Source organism: Curtobacterium sp. MCLR17_032, assembly GCF_003234795.2.
Lineage (GTDB): Bacteria > Actinomycetota > Actinomycetes > Actinomycetales > Microbacteriaceae > Curtobacterium.
On the sequence record NZ_CP126268.1, the window covers coordinates 726,592 to 743,628 of the forward strand.

A 17,037-nucleotide genomic window follows, 5' to 3' on the forward strand; every position below is an offset into this window, starting at 1 on the left:
AGGCAGAGTGAACGGCCCCTGCAGCGACAGCGCGGTCAATTCTTGACACCACGCTGTGGTGTCGTGAAGTCGACCAGTTTGCTGGCGGAAAGCCCGTGCCCTTCGAGCAACTTGGCGACCGCTTGCGGGTCTGTCCAGACGCCTTCGGCCAGCGCGGTCGCGAAAGCGCGCAGTGCCGCCGCAAGTTCACCTAAGCCCCTTCCCGTGATGATGCGCATCCCTGTTACTGGAGTTGCATCCGAGTAGGCAGCGACAGCGCGATGCACCATGATCGGCACTGGCCGTGCGGCGGGGTCGTAACGCTTGCCGAACCACAGCATGGAGGTCGCGAGCTGTCCCATGTCGCGTTTCGCGATCGCGGCGCTTTTAGCTCCTGTTTTCGCTTCGATGACCCAGAACTCGTTATCACCAAGTGCCCAGAGATTGTCAGGACCGGTGTTCGTATCGTGCTCGGGGCGCTGAGACCCGAGCCCGATGAATTCGCCGCAGCGTCGCAACGCCTCTTCGGTCTGGTCTGTGCGGTATTCATCGAAGACGAGGTCCTCGATGATGGACTCTACGTCGAGGCGAAGTCCTGCGGCGGTCGAGTACTTCTGCCCGAGACGGCGCGCGCATGTCGCTGCTTGCGGAGAGTGAGCCTCTAGAGCGACGAATGTCAGTCCGGCCAGGGGCTTGGTGACATTGGTATTCAGGGCGCGAGCTTGCGTGAGGATCTGCTGGCCAAGTTCAGGGTTGGTCATATCGGCGTAGGTCGCTTGCAGCTCCAGGAGCCTGCCTGCGGACGCCTCATCCTGTTCCGCCTCGGCGGCGCTGCCGATGCGGTCGCGCGCGGCGACGAGGTTGCCGTTTTGGGCCAGTGCGTAGGCCTCGCGCTCTGCCACCGCAGCATCGGAGACGTGGCCGGGCGCAGGTGCGATGTTGCGTAGTGTCCTGAGTGCGAGTTCGACCCAGCTCTTGTCCCGTGATAGCGCTTGTTTGACCGTTTTGATGATGCCACTCATCGGGAGGTTATCCATGTTCGAGGCGACCTGCCTGGAGAGCTTGAGCTGTTGCTGGGTCGCAGGACTGAAACGCGTCACGGTGCGTGGGTCCACGGTCAGTTGTGCGAGTCGGGGCCCGAGGAGGAACACCACGCAGTGGTCCTCGTTGCTACGCACGCCGCGGCCCATGCCCTGCTCGATGCGTTGCACCTGGCGGTCGTCAATTCCTGAACTGGAGCGCGTGAGGGTAGAGCTGATGCGGTCTTCGGGGCTGAACGCCTCGGGTAACCCGTCGAGTACCAGCACGCGACAAGCATCGTCGGGGAGGTCGATCCCGTCATACCGATTGACCAGCACGACCAGCCCGATGTGCTTCCTGCCGCGGAGCTTCTTCACGGCATCTTCGATATCGTCCTTCGTCGCGACTATTGCTGCGTGGGCTTTCCACTTCTCTGCCCATGGGGTGCTGGGCACGAGGACTACGGTGTTGACCATTTTGCTGAGATCGACAATCTGGGAGCGGATCTCCTCCGCGGAGAGTGCAGGATTGATCTCTTGTGGGGCGAGGATCATTCGCTCTCCGATATCACCAGCGGTCAGTGGGGTGATCGGTGATTGAACGCTGGCTGGAGCGGCGCCGAAGTCGGTGACGAGGACGCTGTCGTCGGCGAGCGTCGCTGTGAGGAACACGCGGTGCTTCGCTTCCATGAACGACGTCACGTGGTCGATGGGCGGGCAGTGCGGCGTGATCGTCAATTCATGGTTTGCGAAGGCGGCACGGCACAGGGGCAAGACTTCGGCAACTGCCGGCCAGTCGTAGAACAGGTCCTGTTTCTCGCCTGTTTGTAGGCGGAGGAGCTCTCGTACCTGCTCGACTTTTGACCGCCACGCCCAGAACGGCACGCGCACTGGAGCGCCTCGCCGGTCGTCGCGCACGTCGAGGTACGAGTCCGAGGACTGCGTCTTCAAATCCTCCGCGAACAGCTCCAGAAGCGGCATGAATGCAGCGTTGCTGCGAGGCACGGTCAGCGACAGCTTTTCTCGTGTCGTGGCGATGGCAGCGTGCACGTCGTCGATGACCACCGCTCCGATGGGGACGCGGGGTCGCGTGGGCCGGCGGTCTGAAAATACCGTCCGACCGTTGACGAGTTTGTGTGCGTTGATGATGCCTATGGCTTCGCTGTTGAGGTAGGACGCGCCGTCGACGTTTGTTGTGACGGCGATGCCGATTTTCTCTGCCTCTGCGATGACCTGCGTCACGAGGTAGTCACTGGGGGCTACGAAGAGCGCGGGGCCGGCGTTAGCGTTCAGGTAGCTCTGAAGAATGATGAGGCCATCGATAGTCTTGCCACCGCCGGTATTGACTTTGATGATGATATCGCGATCGTCGCGGCGCTCGTGCCACTTCGATAACACCTGCCCCTGAACGTCGCGGAGGTACCCGTAGCCGGGCGCTTTGGTCAACTGACTATGCAGTTCCCGCGGCTCGATAGGAGCGTCATCCGCCCCGCTCGCCAGCATTGCTCCGAAGTCCACCATCGGCCTGCTCCATCGCTCGCGGGGTGTGCAGCTTCCTGCCTCCGGCCACGGCGGCCGTCCCCATGCACACTCTAGCGAAGTGTCGAGAATCGCTCATCCCCGCCGATGCGGCCGTCAACCTGCGCACTGCCACCGTGCTTGCGCTCTCCGATAGCTGCCGAGGTCGCCTAAGCGCGGTGGGCCCACTCAATGCTCCCGAAGCACGAACCATCGTCTCGATAGCCGGTCCTTCGGGACTGCTGCAGGATTGGTTGACTCGTTCGTTTAGGCCGCGAGTGCGACCTGTGGGTTGATGATCGTCTCGTACTCGATCGGGGTCAACTTCCCCAGACCTCGTTGCCGTCGTTTCCGGTGATAGGTCGCTTCGATCCAGGTGATGATCGCGAGCCGGAGCTCTTCCCTGGTCGCCCAACCTTTCCGGTTCAGGACGTTCTTCTGCAGGAGCGCGAAGAACGATTCCATTGCGGCGTTGTCGGCGCACGCACCGACTCGCCCCATTGATCCGAGCAGGCCGACATCACCCAGCGCGCGGACGAACTTCTTCGACCTGAACTGGCTGCCCCGGTCCGAGTGGACGACGGTTCCTGCCGGGTTCCGGCGATGCACCGCCATTTGCGGGGCCGCGACGGCGAGCGAGGACCGCATCCGGTCGCTGATCGAATAGCCCACGATCCAGCGCGAGCAGGCGTCCTTGATCGCGCAGAGGTACAGCTTGCCCTCTGCCGTGTTGTGCTCGGTGATATCGGTCAGCCAGAGCTTGTCGAGGTCTGGCACGGTGAACGCACGGCGGACACGGTCATCGTGCACCGGCGGCCCAGCCTTGCGATTCAGGCCGCGCTTCTTCGCGTGCAGTGACCAGAGCCGCTGCTGCGAACACAACCGCCACACTCGCCGTTCCGACACCGTATGACCGGACGCAATCAGGTCGTCGGCGATGAACCGGTACCCGAACGTCGGATCGTCCCGGTGCGCATCGATCGCTGCGTTGGTCAGGTGCGCGTCCTCCCAGTCCCGCTGAGAAACCGGGTCGGCGCGCCACCGATAGAAGGCCTGCTTCGAGAAACCCAGCACCCGGCAGGTCACCGCGACGGGGACACCATCGTCGGCGAGTTCGAGGACCAGCGGGTAGATCATTTTGGGAGTTGCGACTGGGCGAAGTACGCCGCTGCCCGGCGGAGGATCTCGTTTTCCTGCTCGAGCAGCCGGATCCGTTTCTGCGCGTCCCGCAGCTCGGCCTGCTCAATCGCCTTCACGGATGGCGACGCAGCAGCAGGGACGCCGTCATCACGGTCCGCGAGACGCAACCAGCGGGCCAGGCAGGACTCGGACACACCGAAGTCCTTCGCGACCTGCCGCACCGACGTCTCACCCTTCCGGGCGACCGCGATCACATCGCAGCGGAACTCGTCCGGATACGCCTTCACCACGGCACACATCCTTCCAGCAGGAGCCCATGCCCCTACCTCTCAGGAGTCAACCGAACCTGCAGCAGTCCCATGTGAGGCAACTTGCGATTGTGGTGACCGATTCGAACGAGGGCCTCCGCGGGCCAGGGAAGCATTCCCATGACGTGCCCCTTCCCTTGCCATGGACATCTCCGTGGCTGCATGCTTGGGTGGTGGCGAGTGGCCGGGGCCCGACACCTCGGGCTGTCAGTTTCGATCATCGGAACTCGCGCGAATCGACCGACAGTGCGCGTTCTGCGTCTCACCACGGGGAAGAAGCGGTGCGGTTGGTGTCCGCTACCACCACAATTGGTGCATGTCCTCCGCCGAGTACCCACCCGTGACGGCGTCGACGATCCGCAGCCTGTACGGCGCGGCATACCGGTGCGCGCATCCCGAGTGCCGCCGGCCCCTGTATAACGTCGACGGGGAGAGCGGCGATCGCGTCCTGAACAGCCGCGTTGCTCACATCCATGCGCGGCGTCGCGGTGGACCTCGCTGGATTGAGATGCCCGCATCGGGCAGGCCCTCGCCGTCGCGCTGCGCAGTTCCCAGCTCCGCCCGTCGCGATGCCCGACACCATCGGAACGGCAGAACGGCCGCCCGCGTGAGCCGAGTTGCGCTCGACGATCGCCGTCCGATACGTTTGCTGTGAGCACACTCAGATGCTCTTGCGCAGGGGGCCGCGCTAACTCGGGGGGGTCTTCGTGGTGCAATTCAACTCGAAGGAGTAAAAAATGCGTTTCAAAAAGCACTTCGCTTCCGTGGCTGTCGTCGCGGCGGTTGCAAGCGGGGCATTGTTCACTGCAGCACCTGCGTCCGCGGCACCCGCTGGCTGCGAGTCTGGCCGGGGCTGCACGTACGAAGACGCAAACTACGGCAAGGGTCACATCAACTTCTTTGAGAATGTGAAGGACTTTTCGCAAGTCGGCTATTGGGTGGGCACGCTGCACACCCTGACGGACAATGCTGCATCCTCAGCCTTCAACAACGGCACCACCGGTCGCAACGCCACCTGGTACGACCTGAAGAGCTACCAGGGCCCTAAGAAGACACTTACTATGGGCTACGGCACGACCAACCTCGGATACGCTGACCTGAACGACAAGGTCTCGTCAGCCTGCTTCACCGGATACTGCAACTAGCTCATGAGTAGTGCTCTCCGATCTGGCGGCGTAGCGCTCGCTGCGCTTTTCGCGCTGGGGCTCGCCGGATGCTCCGGTCAAAATGCTCAGTCAGAGCTCCCACAGAAGAACGAAGCACAGTGGACGCTCCCACTTGACCAGTACCAGTCGCCCCTGGTTGACACCGTGATTGACGCAGAACAGTTGCTCATCCAGTCCTGCATGCAGGACGCAGGATTCAACTGGTCGGTGCTTGTGACGAGCGTGGACGGCCGCCCCGGTGAATCGTGGAATCCGGTGCACCGCAAGCTCTTCAACGCTGACCTTGCCGAGAAGTACGGTTACAGCAACTCCCACGAGTTGGCACTCTCAACGGATGACGCTCAACGATGGGCGGACTACGAAGAAGCGAACCGGACCGTCGGTGGATCAGCGCAAGGGCAGGTAACGAAGTGCATGGGCTCAGCGCGTCGCCAGATCGGAGAGACCGGGACCCGAAGCCCATACGACCTCGCGGAACAGCTCGCGAATGTAGCATTTGCCGACGCGCGGGACGTCCCGTCAGTGAAGGAAGCCGATTCCGCCTGGCAGAAGTGCATGGCGTCAGCCGGCGTCCCGGACTTGCCGAATTCGCCGATGGAAATGCCGTCTGCCTCGGTCAGCGCCCTGCGCCCCAGCGTCGACGGGGCCGTTGGCCCGGATGGAACCGTTTCGGTACCTGATGAGGAACGACGAGTTGCGGTGGCTGATGCAAAGTGTCGAGAAACCACAGGCTATTCGAAATCGCTGTACGACGCCGAGTGGGAAGCGCAGGTGAATGTCATGCAGGACCGAGGTGACGATCTCGAGCGTTACGCCTCTGAGGCAAAAAAGAGACTTCAGGCCGCAACGCAGATCGTGGCGAACAACGCCCCGCGCAACCGATAACGTAGAAGCGCCGACAGCTAAAGCTGTCGGCGCTTCTCGGCGAAAGGCCGCAATGACTAAAAAAAGTCGGAACAGGAAGCTCCTCATTGGGGGTGCCACGGCGGCTCTCGTGGTGGCCGTCGCTGCGGCTAGTTGGGCGATGGCATTGCGCTTCGAGTCGCCGGCGCAGCGGGAAGCGGCTGCAGCCGCCCCTTCGCCCGGGGCGATCACGGCGCAGGTGCGCAAGGGTGACCTCGTCCGATCAGTGTCATACCGTGCGAAAGTCGTCCGCGACTCTACGGTCGAGATAAGCCTGAGCGCCGCCTCCGCACCCTCCGTCGTCACCGCTGTGCCCACCGCACCTGGGACACGGATGCAAGCGGGAACCGTCGTGACTGAGATCAACGGTCGGCCGGTATTCGCGATCCCAGGCGGATTCGCCTTTTACCGCGTCCTCCGTGAGGGTGACCACGGGCCGGATGTCCGCCAACTGCAACACGCGCTGACAGCAGCAGGCCACGTTGTCGCCGAAGACGGCCGCTTTGGCAGTGGAACGAGTAGCGCCGTGAAGGCGCTGTACAGAGCCGCAGGGTACGAGGCTCCGACCGAGCCCGGAACAGCCGACCAACTTGGACGAGGCAAGTCAGCTACAGCAACGGGCGGCTCAGGGACGACGAAAACCGACTCCTCTACCGCTGAGTCGTCGGTGATTGACGGTGGTGGCACAGCAGACGTGCCCGGTTTCGTGATTGCTCCTGGGGAATTCATTGTGCTCCCGACCCTGCCCGCGGTGTTGAGCTCAGCGCCGGCCATCGGTTCCGCCATCGGTGAAGACGCAAAGATCGCTGTGCAGAGTGGTTCGCTGCGTCTCAGCGGCGACGTGCCGCCCCTCTCGGCGAATCTGCTCACAGCTGGGTTGCCAGGATCGGCTGACATCGGCGGAGCAGTCCCGGTTCACATCGAATCCATCGGTACCGCGAAAGAGGACGGCGCAGCCGCTGTGCCGGTCGTCGCCACCGCTGACGACGGTCAGATCGCGGAGGACAAGATCGGTGAAGAAGTCACCGTAACCGCTCAAGTGCAGGTCGTGGCAGGCGACGCTCTCATCGTCCCCTCGATCGCAGTCGCATCCGGGGGGTCAGGTCCGGCGCATGTCCTCGTCGAACAGAAGGACGGCACTTTTGCGAGTGTGGCCGTACGGGAGATCGGCCAGCTGAACGGCGAGTCCGCGATCCAGCTCGATGGGAGCGGTCGGCTCGCAGCCGGTGACCGTGTTCGGGTAGACGGCCCATGATCTCGCTAAGAGGGCTCACCCGTGTGTTCCCGGCGCCAGCGACCGGCGCTGCGCTTTCTGGTGTCGACCTCGACATCCTGCCGGGCGAGTTCATCGCTATCGTCGGCCCATCCGGCGGGGGGAAATCGACGCTACTCAACATGATCGGTCTGCTCGACAAACCCACTGCCGGCGCCTATCAGCTCAACGGAATCGACGTCGGCCTGCTCACAGAGAAGCAGCTCGCTGGTCTGCGGGCGTCCCAATTCGGATTCATCTTCCAGAACTTCCATCTGCTCGATAACCGCCCCGTCGTTGACAGCGTCGAACTCGGGCTGCTTTATCAGGCGTCGCCTCACCGCCAACGGCGCGAGACAGCGCTCCGAGCTCTTGACCGCGTGGGGCTTGCAGACTTCGCAGACCAGACCGCGTCACGTCTCTCCGGCGGGCAACGTCAGCGCGTCGCAATCGCCAGAGCACTGTCCAGCGATGCGCCGGTGATTCTTGCAGATGAGCCCACCGGCAACCTGGACAGCGCAAACGGGACTCAGATCCTCGAACTACTGAGAAGCCTCTCGCGGCAAGGACGGACCATCGTCCTCGTCACCCATGACGAGAAGATCAGCGCGATGGCGGACCGGGTCATCCGCATACGGGACGGCCGTGTCGACCAGGTGACCGAGATGTCCGCCGCCCGAAGCGAAGCCAACGGACTACCAACGGCCACACCTACGCAGCGAACGCGCGACTCATCACGGATACGCAGCCGCGACTTTATCGTGGACGCGCTCGCGACGATCGGTTCTCGCGCCAGTCGCTCCGCCGGCCTAATCGCCGCTGTCGCGACTGCAGTCGCTCTCGCAGTAACGACACTCGGTCTCTCCGATTCCGCCGCAGCGCAAGTGAGTGATCGGTTCAATGCCCATACCAACCGGGACGTCTCCGTCACCTGGCAGATGGAAAAGGACGGCCAGGACAACGCGCCGAGCGCCGAAAGCGCGCTCCGTGGTAGCGAGCAGGTGGTTGGCGTTGACGCGCGCGCTGTTCTTCTCGAGCGTGGCAGCACTCAGATACAGGTAACGGATAAACGTACAGCCCTGCAGGCAAAAGCAGTTTCAGCGTCGGACGGAATACAAGCCGCCGCCGGACTGAAGATTCGATGGGCGCCCAACCACAGGGCCTTCCTCAAACCTGATGAGGTTCTCGTCGGCGAGTCGCTGGCACACCAACTCCTGCTCGGACCCTTGGCTGGTTCGCCAGCGGTAATGCTCGACGGGGTGACGGCAAGAGTCGTTGGCGTCGTCAAAGACTCGCCCCGCGAACCCTCGCTACTCGGGGCCGTTTTGAGCGGAACAGACGAGCAACTCGGGCTGCCCGACGCGGCACAAGGAATGCTGATGCTGAAAACCCACGCCGGCGCAGCGCAGCAGGTGGCCCGCCAGATCCGAGTAGCCGTCCTACCGACGGACCCCGACCGGTTGGCTGTGAACGCTCCGGCAGACCCGACGACTCTCCGCGGTGAAATCGAGTCGGACGTCAAAACTACGCTCGTGGCCTTCACCGTCGTAGCCCTACTCGCGGCAGTCGCAGCGCTCGGGAACGCCATGGTCCTGGCCGTCTTGGAACGCCGTCGCGAATTCGGCTTACGCAAGGCGCTCGGAGCCCGGCGCGGCCAGGTGGCCGGACTGGTCCTGTTGGAATCATCGATCATCGGACTCGCAGGCGGCGCGGCCGGCTTCGTGATGGGTATGGTAAGTGTGCTTGCAGTCACCGTCGCCCGCCATTGGATTCCGGTTTTCGACTTCCGCATCGCGCCGATCGCCGTCGCAGGTGGAATGGTCGCCGGTGGTATCGGCGGGATCTTGGCGGCACTACAAGCGGTACGGGTGCAAGCCCAAGACGCGCTCCGCGGTTGAACGCAAATGAGCCACGGCAGGACCCGGGTCCTACGAGTCGTGGACCATAGGTTCCAGTCCCCTGCTGTTCGAGCATGGCAGTGTGGCGGCATGGAACTCGACGCGCTGCGGGCGCTGCCACCCTCTGACCAACGGGTGTTCCTGCTGGGCAGGATCACCTCGGAGACGACGAGCCTAGACGCGGCACTCCGATTCGTGCACGCGGCGCTACGCGGGCGTCACGAGATCGATGCGTTCCTTGATGCGCCGAGGTTCATCACGACCATCGTCAAGGAGTGCAAAGCGCTCCTCGCCCAGCATGATCGCATCGACGACGTCGGCCGGCGAGCAGTCAACGCGACACTCACCGCCGCGAACAAGCTGTACGCGACGAGGAACCGGTTCGTCCACGACATGCTCCGCGCCGACCTGCTCAGCGGCAGATGGGAACTTGCAGAGCTCGAGCGTCAGCCAGACGGCGAGCAGGACATCACCGCGACCACATTCGACGGCATGGTTGGACTTGTTGAAGATCTCGTCGGCGTGACCTGGCGGCTCCGAGGCGCGGCGTTCTACATCCTGAACGGCTCCTGGAGCGGACTCGCGACCGGAAAAGTCCACGGGCGATGGGACGGCAGTGCCGACTACGTGAGCTGACCGATACCGAACCAGCGGGTGCTGCCACAGGGAGCACCCCGCGTGATTCCTACGGTCGGGGGCCATCTAGGGAGCCGTGTCTTCACCAGTTGGACGAGCCGGCACGGGAAGATAAGCACGTGCACTCCGCCTCACTCCATGGCCGCGACCCCGACGTTGCCTTCACCGTTGAGAAGCCCGGGGTAATCATCCTTGCCGGCGACTCCGGTATTGGGAAGTCGGCGCTGCTGCACGCGCTCCCAGACCGGTGGCCGACTCCTGCCCTGTTCGGCACGGTGCAATCTGTCAGCCGTGTCGATGGTGCCTTCCAAGAAGCCGTCGCCGAGTCGCTCGGACATGTTGTCGTGGCGCACCGAGATGCACACCCCGGTGACCTTGAGATCTGGACGCGGCTCACCACAATCGTCACCAACACCGGTGATGCAATCCGCACCGAAGGCGGGGCACTTGCGGTCAACGCACTCTTCGGCTTCGTGGAGTCGAAGCTCGGAGCAGAGACAGGAAAACTGATACGGTCCGCGCTGACTGCGGTCGTGGACAGTGCGGCGGATACCTTCCATCACCGCCTCAGTGCACTCGCAACGCGCCACGCTGCGCGGGAGCTTGTTGACCTCGCTTCTCAGATTCAGCGATGGGTCGGAGTGCCCATAGTGATTCGTATCGATGACGCTGACAAGCTATCGACGAACGACGCTGCGATTCTGGAGGAGATGGCGACGGTCGATTCGCCAGCCGTCCCACATCGTCGTGGGCGTTAGCACAGCGGAAGGGTCCGGCCAAGCCCTCCTACACGTCCTGAAGGTCGGCAACGCACGGCATCGTGAACTCGATCCGTTGCATCGCTCCGACATTGACCGGTGGCTGGCGGCTGCGGCAATCCCCGTCAACCAGTGGGACGGAGTAGCAGACCTCTCCAGCGGCTACCCGTTGTTCATCCAATCGGCGATCGACCTCGTCAACGACGGCGGAGACATCACCGCACTCCGCGGCAGCGAAGCGTTCGTCGAACTGCTCAACGCCGCATGGAAGCGACTGCCGCCGCACGTGCAAGACGCTGCGAAACGCCTCTCGGTGTTCGTTGACTCACCCGACACGGAATTCCTCGTTGCGTACCTCGACGTCGATCTGCTCGAAATCGAAACCCTCCGACAACAACTCATCGACGTGCACGTCTTCGTCGAATCCGCCGATGGTGACGCGTGGTTCCATGACCGTCGCCGAGCACACGTTTGGGAACGAATCCTGACCCGTGAATCACGTCGCGTCGTCGCGACATCGGCGCTGAATGCCGTCCAAACCTGGCTGGCAGAACACTCCGCGGTCGAGCATTGGTTGCACGGCAGTCTCGCGCACATCCTTGATGAAGCACCGCACGACGCCGTTGATGCGCGCACTCGCCGGCTTCTTGGCCTCAGCCGTGACGAACTAGCATTGTTGTGGGCAATGATCGAGGTCGTCGACCCAGCGGGGCGCTTTGAAACCGCAGCGCCGACCGCGCTGGTCGTGCGATGGGCAGTCCTCCGAGCGGGACACCTCGATGACCCGCTCGGCGCGATGCAGCGCCTCGTAGAACAGGAACTCATCGTCAGCGTTTCGGACGAAGACTTCTCGGTGTCCGGCTTGTTCGTGCCATCGACATTCGTATTTGCGGTAACGGTCGCCTTGATCCGACGTACGTTCGCCGTCAGTCCGCTGCAATCAGTGACGTCGCTGGCGGTGCAGCAGTTCGTCCTGTCCGCCATCGCCCGGTACAACACCATGGTCGCGCGGCTCGGTCGGGCAACGCTCCGCAACCATGGCGACACCGTGCAAAACATCGGCAAGGAGCTGTCTCCGCGTCGATCTGTCGCGAAGCTGCCTGCCCTCGCCGTGGACTTCACGTTCGAAGGCTTAGCGATGAATGCAACGGTGACCTTCGACTCGGAAGCAGATCGGGATGCGGCCGCGGCAGCACTCGGCGCACTGAACACGCATCCCCGGTTTGCGGTGACCTCGTTGTTCAAGTTCCCGCCTCAGAAAGTCCGATGGAAGCGCCTGACCGACGCGCTCGATCGTGTTGCGCCGACCGGTCGTGTCACCGCCGGTGACGAAACCGACGTCCTCGCGCTTTACCAATCTCGGGCGCAGTCGGAGGCAGCAGTGTACGAGCAGACTGGCGTGGAAGAGACTTCCGCCCTCGGCTTCGCGCGGCCACGGCGATACCTGATCCACGTCACGCCGGGCATGGTCGCGATCACCGTCCTCGAAGTCGTCGACGCGGAACGCTTCGGAGCCGACCTCCTTCCACCCGACGTAGCGCTTCGCGACCCCCTCATGTCCGTTCGACTCCGCGCCAACGGCGTCCTCGGCCCCGACGAACACATCGGAACTATCCACTCGAACTACATCAGCGATTCCCTATTCGAGCACCCGACACGATCACTGATGACCACGCTCGAGCATGCCGGGACCCACTTCAACGTGCCCCTTCCCGCGTTCACGCTCCCCGAGGAACTCAGCGAGCTGGAAACGCTGCTGGAGACGTCGTTAGCCGCTCGGCGTCGGCTTCACGACGCGCTGAGCGCGGGCAGTGATGCTGCGAACTCGCACTACATCACGGTCGACAAGTCACCTACGGGCGGACTTCGCACCTTCCAGTGGAGCGTGACGGCAATCGAAGTTGCCGACGGGCTCGGACGAGTACAGCTGCTCGAGCTGGCGCGGACGACGCAGACCGCATTCGATCAGATGATGACAGAAGAAGAAGCGAACCGCTTCGGCGTAGCGGATCCGAGCCGTGCCATATCCCGGCATGGTGGAGACGCGGCGGGGGTGTTTGCGCCATTACTCGGCTACCACCGCAACGACGTCCGCGCACCGTGGCCGCCGGAGTTACTTGCACGAGCGGCAGAGCAGAAGCGCCGCCTTCAGGAAAGCACCGTCGCTAGCGAAGACGACACTGATCCCAGCTGATCTTCCACAATCGATAGGAACCGTCCAGCCTTCCGACTGGCCGGCGGTCGCCGCCGACGCGAGGCAACGGACAGCATGCAACCGCTAGGCCGTGCGGTGCGCGGACGTAAAGTCAGATGACGTCGGTGTACGAGCCGACCACTTCGACACACGCTGCGAAGGTGGGCGCGTCCCCGTAGATCATCGGCGCTGCACGCGCGTAAGCGGCTGCGAGAGCGTCCGACGAGGCGCTTCCGGAAGTGAAGCAGTCCGCTGCCGCAATCCAGCCCTCGTCCGGGCGCGCCACGCTCGACCAGTTCGCTGCGATACTCCGGTCGTGCACGTCGGTGGCGACCGCTCGGATCCCGTCGTCGCCCAGCAGGGCGATGTTTTCCTTCGTGTCCGAGTCGTTCAACAAGGCGTGCACATCGTACAAGTGCCGTCCAAGGCCCTCGAAGGCGGTGCTCTCTCCTGCCCGGTATCGGGCGTCCCGATTCGCCAACAGCGCCACCTTCTCGATGAGGGTGCGCTCCGTTACGAGCACGTGCGACTGCACCGGCGTCAACTCGTCGAAGTCAGCCGGTGTCAGTCCTTGCCCCACGAGGTACTCGGCGGCGAAGGAAAGGATCGAAACGCTCTCGTTCGGCGTTGGAGCTCCTCGACTGCCGATCTCCAACAGAACTTCGGGTTTGACCTCCAACGAAGCCGCCGGGTGCAGGATCGGGTAGGTGACGAACACGTTCCTCGCGACAGCGCGTGTCTGATTCGCGGACCGGTAAGCGCCCGCCCCCAGGCCAAGGTGCGCGTCGACGGCGTCAGCGACGCCCTTCAGTAGCCGCTCCCGTTGCCCTTTACTCATGTCGTCGGGGAAGTCGAGGACGATGTCGATGTCTTCGGAGAAGCGTTCCGTGAGCTTCCACGCCTTGCTGAGGCTCGTGCCACCCTTGAAGATCGCCGGCGCTCCGGCACCGTCGGCGTACTCGGTCAACGCTCGGAGCGCCTCAGTAGCCCAGAAGTCCTTCTCCACGTAGGCCTCGGGAATGCTGAGCGCGTCTGAGACGGTCGGTATCAGGGCGGCAAGGTCGGCGCTGCCCCGAAGCTGAGCCATCAGGCCACGCCCATGTCAGCGAACAGCCGGCCAGCGTTCGTATGAGTCGCCCGCGAGTGCTCACTGTCGGCCGCCGCCCGGAGCGGCTCAACACGAACGTCGCCGTCGGAGACACGAGAGCGGACCGCGTCTACCAAAGAAGTCCACCCCCGCTCAACGAAGTTCCCCGGGTCGCGGAGGACTTCCAGCACGGCGATCTCCGAGCGGTTCAGGTTCAGGCGAGCGCGGTTGCGTCGCGTGTGCACTTCGACACCCTTCACCAGTGAATCCGGCGTGTGGCCGACCGTTGCAACATGCACTGCCTTCGGAACCTGCGTCGTCAATCCGAGGTAGCGAGCAGCGCTGTATTCGGCCGGCCCGGTGCCGGAGGTGCCCAGCACGGCGAAGGCGATGTCCTCCAGCCGTGGCCGTGTCATCCCGAACCGTGTCCGCTCGCCCTTGAAGTACAAGCCGGCGTGGAGGCGAACGAGGTCGCCGGAACGAACAGCGTGCGAAAGCGCACTGCGCTTCGCAGTTGGCGACCCGTGGCGCAGATCCGCGATCCGGACGTACGAACCGACCGGCAGCGCGCGCAGCTCAGCTCCAGGGCTCGATACTTGGCTCATGACGCAAAATCGTACCGGATTTGTGGCAAGGTGCCAATGGGGGCGCGAGAGTCGCACGCCCACGCCAGTCGTGCGGTCGGTAGCGAGTTCGTGCCTCGACGAGTGGATTCCGGAGCGACGATGGCGGATGTCTTAGGGCGGCACGCAACGCTCGCGGACGAGTGCCGTTGCGCTCTGGCGTGGTGTCGACGCCGCTCGCGCGGCGTCGTTGCTGCCATGGTGGTCAGAGTCTGCCGGCGGTTCGGATGACCTCTATCGCTTCGGATAGCACTTCTACGCAGGGACTGCTGCAGCTTCGGTTGACTCCTGACAGGTAGGAGCATTGGCTCCTGCTGGAAGGATGTGCGCCATGGTGAAGGCGTATCCGGAAGAGTTCCGCCGTGATGAGATCGCGGTCGCCCGGAAGGGCGAGACGTCGGTGCGGCAGGTCGCGAAGGACTTCGGTGTGTCCGAGTCCTGCCTGGCCCGCTGGTTGCGCCTCGCAGATCGCGACGACGGCATCAGCGCTGCTTCGGCTCCGGCGGGGAAAGCGGTCGAACAGGCGGAACTGCGGGACGCGCAAAAGCGGATCCGGCTGCTCGAGCAGGAGAACGAGATCCTCCGCCGGGCGGCCGCGTACTTCGCCCAGTCGCAGCTCCCCAAACGATCTACCCGCTGGTCCTCGAACTCGCCGCAGACCGGATCCCGGTCGCGGTGGCCTGCCGGGTGCTGGGTTTCTCGAAGCAGGCGTTCTACCGGTGGCGTGCCAGCCCCGTGACAAACCGGGACTGGGACGACGCGCACCTGACCAACGCTGCGATTCGGTTCATCGCCGACGACCTCCAAACGGCCGGCCACCGGGTTTCGGAACGGCGGGTGTGGCGGCTGTGCTCACAGCAGCGGCTCTGGTCATTGCATGCGAAGAAACGCGGCCTGAACCGCAAGGCCGGGCCACCGGTGCACGACGACCGGGTCCGGCGTGCATTCGCGGCGCCAGACCTGGATCGGCTGTGGCTGACGGACATCACGGAGCATCCGACCGGTGAGGGCAAGCTCTACCTCTGCGCGGTCAAGGACGCCTGCTCCCGGCGCATCGTCGGCTACTCGATCAGTGACCGTATGCGGTCATCGCTCGCCGTCGCCGCTCTGCAGATGGCAGTGCAGCGCCGGAGCCCTGTCGGGACGGTCGTGCACTCGGACCGCGGCAGCCAGTTCCGGTCGAAGAAGTTCGTCCGCGCCCTGGCCGATGCCGGGCTGCTTGGGTCGATGGGGCGGGTCGGTGCGTGCGCGGACAACGCGGCGATGGAATCGTTCTTCGCGCTTCTGCAGAAGAACGTCCTGAACCGGAAACGTTGGGCGAGCCGGGAAGAGCTCCGGCTCGCGATCATCACCTGGATCGAGGCGACCTATCACCGGAAACGACGCCAGCGAGGTCTGGGGAAATTGACCCCGATCGAGTACGAGACGATCATCAACCCACAGGTCGCACTCGCGGCCTAAACGAACGAGTCAACCCAACCTGCAGCAGTCCCTTGCGTCAGGGCAAGTTGGTCTGTTCCCGGCTAGCGCCAGACCACATGAGGTTTGAGGAGCTTGCTGATTCCGGCATGTGCAGCGTCGACTCTCGATGCCGAGAGGAGCTCGACGACCGCTGCCGCGGCTTCGACGAGCGGCTGGGCAACGCTGGAGATCCCGATCGCCGCGGCTACCGGTGTGTCGTCGTAGCCGATGATCGGCACGGTCGATGCAAGGCGGAGGCGGGCTCCAAGTGCGAGTGTGTCCGAGGCGCAGACAAGGGCGTCGATCGGGGGCCCACCGGCTTCTGCCGTCGTAACCGTCTCAGCGGCCAAGCTGACGTCGTCTTCACATCGGAGGTCGACTTCGGCCGGAATGCCAGCTGCCGTCATTGCGTCTAGCCAGCCCTGACGGCGCTCATCGCCTTGACCGGAGTGATCTGGCCAACCGAGGAAGCCGATGCGGCGGTGTCCGAGTGTGAGGAGCTGCTCGGTGGCTGCGTGCGTGCCACTCCGTCCGTCGACGTCCACCCATGGGTGGGTTGCTTCTGCAAGATTCTCCAGTTGCCACGGGCGCCCGAACGTCACGAAGGCAATGCCGCGATCCTCGAGCCACTTTGGGCGGGGATCCCCGTACCCGGTGGATGTGAGAACGAAGCCATCGACGTCGGACCCCTCGATCAGATTCTCCATCTGAGCCAGCTCATCGTGGTCGTCGTTGGCAGTGAAGAGCAGGACCCGGAGCTGGCGCTTGTCGGCGCTCTCCACGAGCGCGTGAAGGAAACGGTCCAGCACCGACCCGGAGATGCCTTGCACCGGTTCCAACCGCATGCCGATCGTCGAGCTCTGCCGCGTCCGGAGACGCCGAGCGGCCCCGTTGGGGCGATAACCCAGCGACTCGATGGCGGCCTGCACGCGTTGCAGCGTCGCAGGTCTGACCCGCTCGGGGCTGTTGAGGGTGTTCGAGACGGTCTGGCGCGAGACGCCCGCGGCCGCGGCGACATCGACGACGGTAGCGGGACGCGACATGAGCTTTACCGTAGCGCGTCGAGCGTGTATGTTGTGCATGTTTGATCGATCA

13 protein-coding genes are annotated in these 17,037 nt (G+C 63.8%); 8 read left to right on the forward strand and 5 right to left on the reverse strand.

Going from position 1 to position 17,037, the window contains the following annotated elements; translation table 11 throughout:
- Positions 1-35: 35 nt before the first annotated feature.
- Positions 36-2,519 (reverse strand): DEAD/DEAH box helicase family protein, encoded by a 2,484-nt coding sequence (locus tag DEI97_RS03505; protein WP_111075736.1) that lies wholly within the window; start codon positions 2,517-2,519, stop codon positions 36-38.
- A gap of 264 nt (positions 2,520-2,783) precedes the next feature.
- Positions 2,784-3,946, reverse strand: a protein-coding gene (locus DEI97_RS03510) for an IS3 family transposase (RefSeq protein WP_111075737.1) whose coding sequence is annotated in 2 segments (ribosomal slippage) — positions 2,784-3,667 and positions 3,667-3,946 — 1,164 coding nt in all. Because the reading frame shifts where the segments join, the coding sequence is not laid out codon by codon here.
- 755 nt (positions 3,947-4,701) lie between these two features.
- Between DEI97_RS03510 and DEI97_RS03515 the strand changes: the two genes are divergently transcribed.
- The 7 genes from DEI97_RS03515 to DEI97_RS03545 all read left to right on the forward strand — a co-directional run bounded on the left by DEI97_RS03515 (position 4,702) and on the right by DEI97_RS03545 (position 12,771).
- Positions 4,702-5,109: a peptidase inhibitor family I36 protein gene (locus DEI97_RS03515; RefSeq protein ID WP_111075738.1), complete on the forward strand. Its 408-nt coding sequence runs from the start codon at positions 4,702-4,704 to the stop codon at positions 5,107-5,109.
- A gap of 165 nt (positions 5,110-5,274) precedes the next feature.
- On the forward strand, positions 5,275-6,015 hold the full coding sequence (locus DEI97_RS03520) for a hypothetical protein (protein WP_146248198.1): 741 nt from the start codon (positions 5,275-5,277) through the stop codon (positions 6,013-6,015).
- A 370-nt stretch (positions 6,016-6,385) separates the two neighbouring features.
- Complete coding sequence (locus tag DEI97_RS03525; protein ID WP_181439318.1) at positions 6,386-7,288, forward strand: peptidoglycan-binding domain-containing protein; 903 nt, start codon at positions 6,386-6,388, stop codon at positions 7,286-7,288.
- A complete protein-coding gene (locus tag DEI97_RS03530; RefSeq protein ID WP_111075740.1) occupies positions 7,285-9,183 on the forward strand; it encodes an ABC transporter ATP-binding protein/permease in 1,899 nt (632 codons plus the stop codon). Before DEI97_RS03525 ends, DEI97_RS03530 begins: the two co-directional genes overlap by 4 nt.
- A 90-nt stretch (positions 9,184-9,273) precedes the next feature.
- On the forward strand, positions 9,274-9,819 hold the full coding sequence (locus tag DEI97_RS03535; protein WP_111075741.1) for a hypothetical protein: 546 nt from the start codon (positions 9,274-9,276) through the stop codon (positions 9,817-9,819).
- 119 nt (positions 9,820-9,938) lie between these two features.
- Entirely contained in the window at positions 9,939-10,577 is a 639-nt protein-coding gene (locus DEI97_RS03540) for an AAA family ATPase (RefSeq protein ID WP_181439319.1), read from the forward strand.
- Positions 10,567-12,771, forward strand: coding sequence for a hypothetical protein (locus DEI97_RS03545; RefSeq protein WP_146248199.1), 2,205 nt, complete (start codon positions 10,567-10,569; stop codon positions 12,769-12,771). Before DEI97_RS03540 ends, DEI97_RS03545 begins: the two co-directional genes overlap by 11 nt.
- 112 nt (positions 12,772-12,883) lie before the next feature.
- Here DEI97_RS03545 and DEI97_RS03550 read toward each other — a convergent pair whose 3' ends face one another.
- Positions 12,884-13,858 (reverse strand): nucleotidyl transferase AbiEii/AbiGii toxin family protein, encoded by a 975-nt coding sequence (locus DEI97_RS03550; RefSeq protein WP_111075745.1) that lies wholly within the window; start codon positions 13,856-13,858, stop codon positions 12,884-12,886.
- Complete coding sequence (locus DEI97_RS03555; protein ID WP_111075746.1) at positions 13,858-14,463, reverse strand: hypothetical protein; 606 nt, start codon at positions 14,461-14,463, stop codon at positions 13,858-13,860. The genes DEI97_RS03550 and DEI97_RS03555 overlap by 1 nt, the downstream gene beginning before the upstream one ends.
- A gap of 349 nt (positions 14,464-14,812) precedes the next feature.
- Here DEI97_RS03555 and DEI97_RS03560 point away from each other — a divergent pair.
- Positions 14,813-15,942 (forward strand): IS3 family transposase gene (locus DEI97_RS03560; RefSeq protein WP_111075747.1). Its coding sequence is split into 2 segments (ribosomal slippage): positions 14,813-15,092 and positions 15,092-15,942, totalling 1,131 coding nucleotides; the frame shifts between segments, so codons are not numbered across the junction.
- 62 nt (positions 15,943-16,004) lie between these two features.
- Here DEI97_RS03560 and DEI97_RS03565 read toward each other — a convergent pair.
- Positions 16,005-16,985 carry a LacI family DNA-binding transcriptional regulator gene (locus DEI97_RS03565; protein ID WP_111075748.1) on the reverse strand — a complete coding sequence of 327 codons (981 nt, stop codon included), beginning with the start codon at positions 16,983-16,985 and terminating at the stop codon, positions 16,005-16,007.
- Positions 16,986-17,037 lie beyond the last annotated feature (52 nt).

Bases quoted from the DNA above. Each gene is read 5' to 3' on its own strand.
- DEI97_RS03530 (WP_111075740.1), top strand. From the start codon at position 7,285: ATGATCTCGCTAAGAGGGCTCACCCGTGTGTTCCCGGCGCCAGCGACC.
- DEI97_RS03535 (WP_111075741.1), top strand. From the start codon at position 9,274: ATGGAACTCGACGCGCTGCGGGCGCTGCCACCCTCTGACCAACGGGTG.
- DEI97_RS03555 (WP_111075746.1), bottom strand. From the start codon at position 14,463: ATGAGCCAAGTATCGAGCCCTGGAGCTGAGCTGCGCGCGCTGCCGGTC.
- DEI97_RS03515 (WP_111075738.1), top strand. From the start codon at position 4,702: ATGCGTTTCAAAAAGCACTTCGCTTCCGTGGCTGTCGTCGCGGCGGTT.
- DEI97_RS03565 (WP_111075748.1), bottom strand. From the start codon at position 16,985: ATGTCGCGTCCCGCTACCGTCGTCGATGTCGCCGCGGCCGCGGGCGTC.
- DEI97_RS03550 (WP_111075745.1), bottom strand. From the start codon at position 13,858: ATGGCTCAGCTTCGGGGCAGCGCCGACCTTGCCGCCCTGATACCGACC.
- DEI97_RS03505 (WP_111075736.1), bottom strand. From the start codon at position 2,519: ATGGTGGACTTCGGAGCAATGCTGGCGAGCGGGGCGGATGACGCTCCT.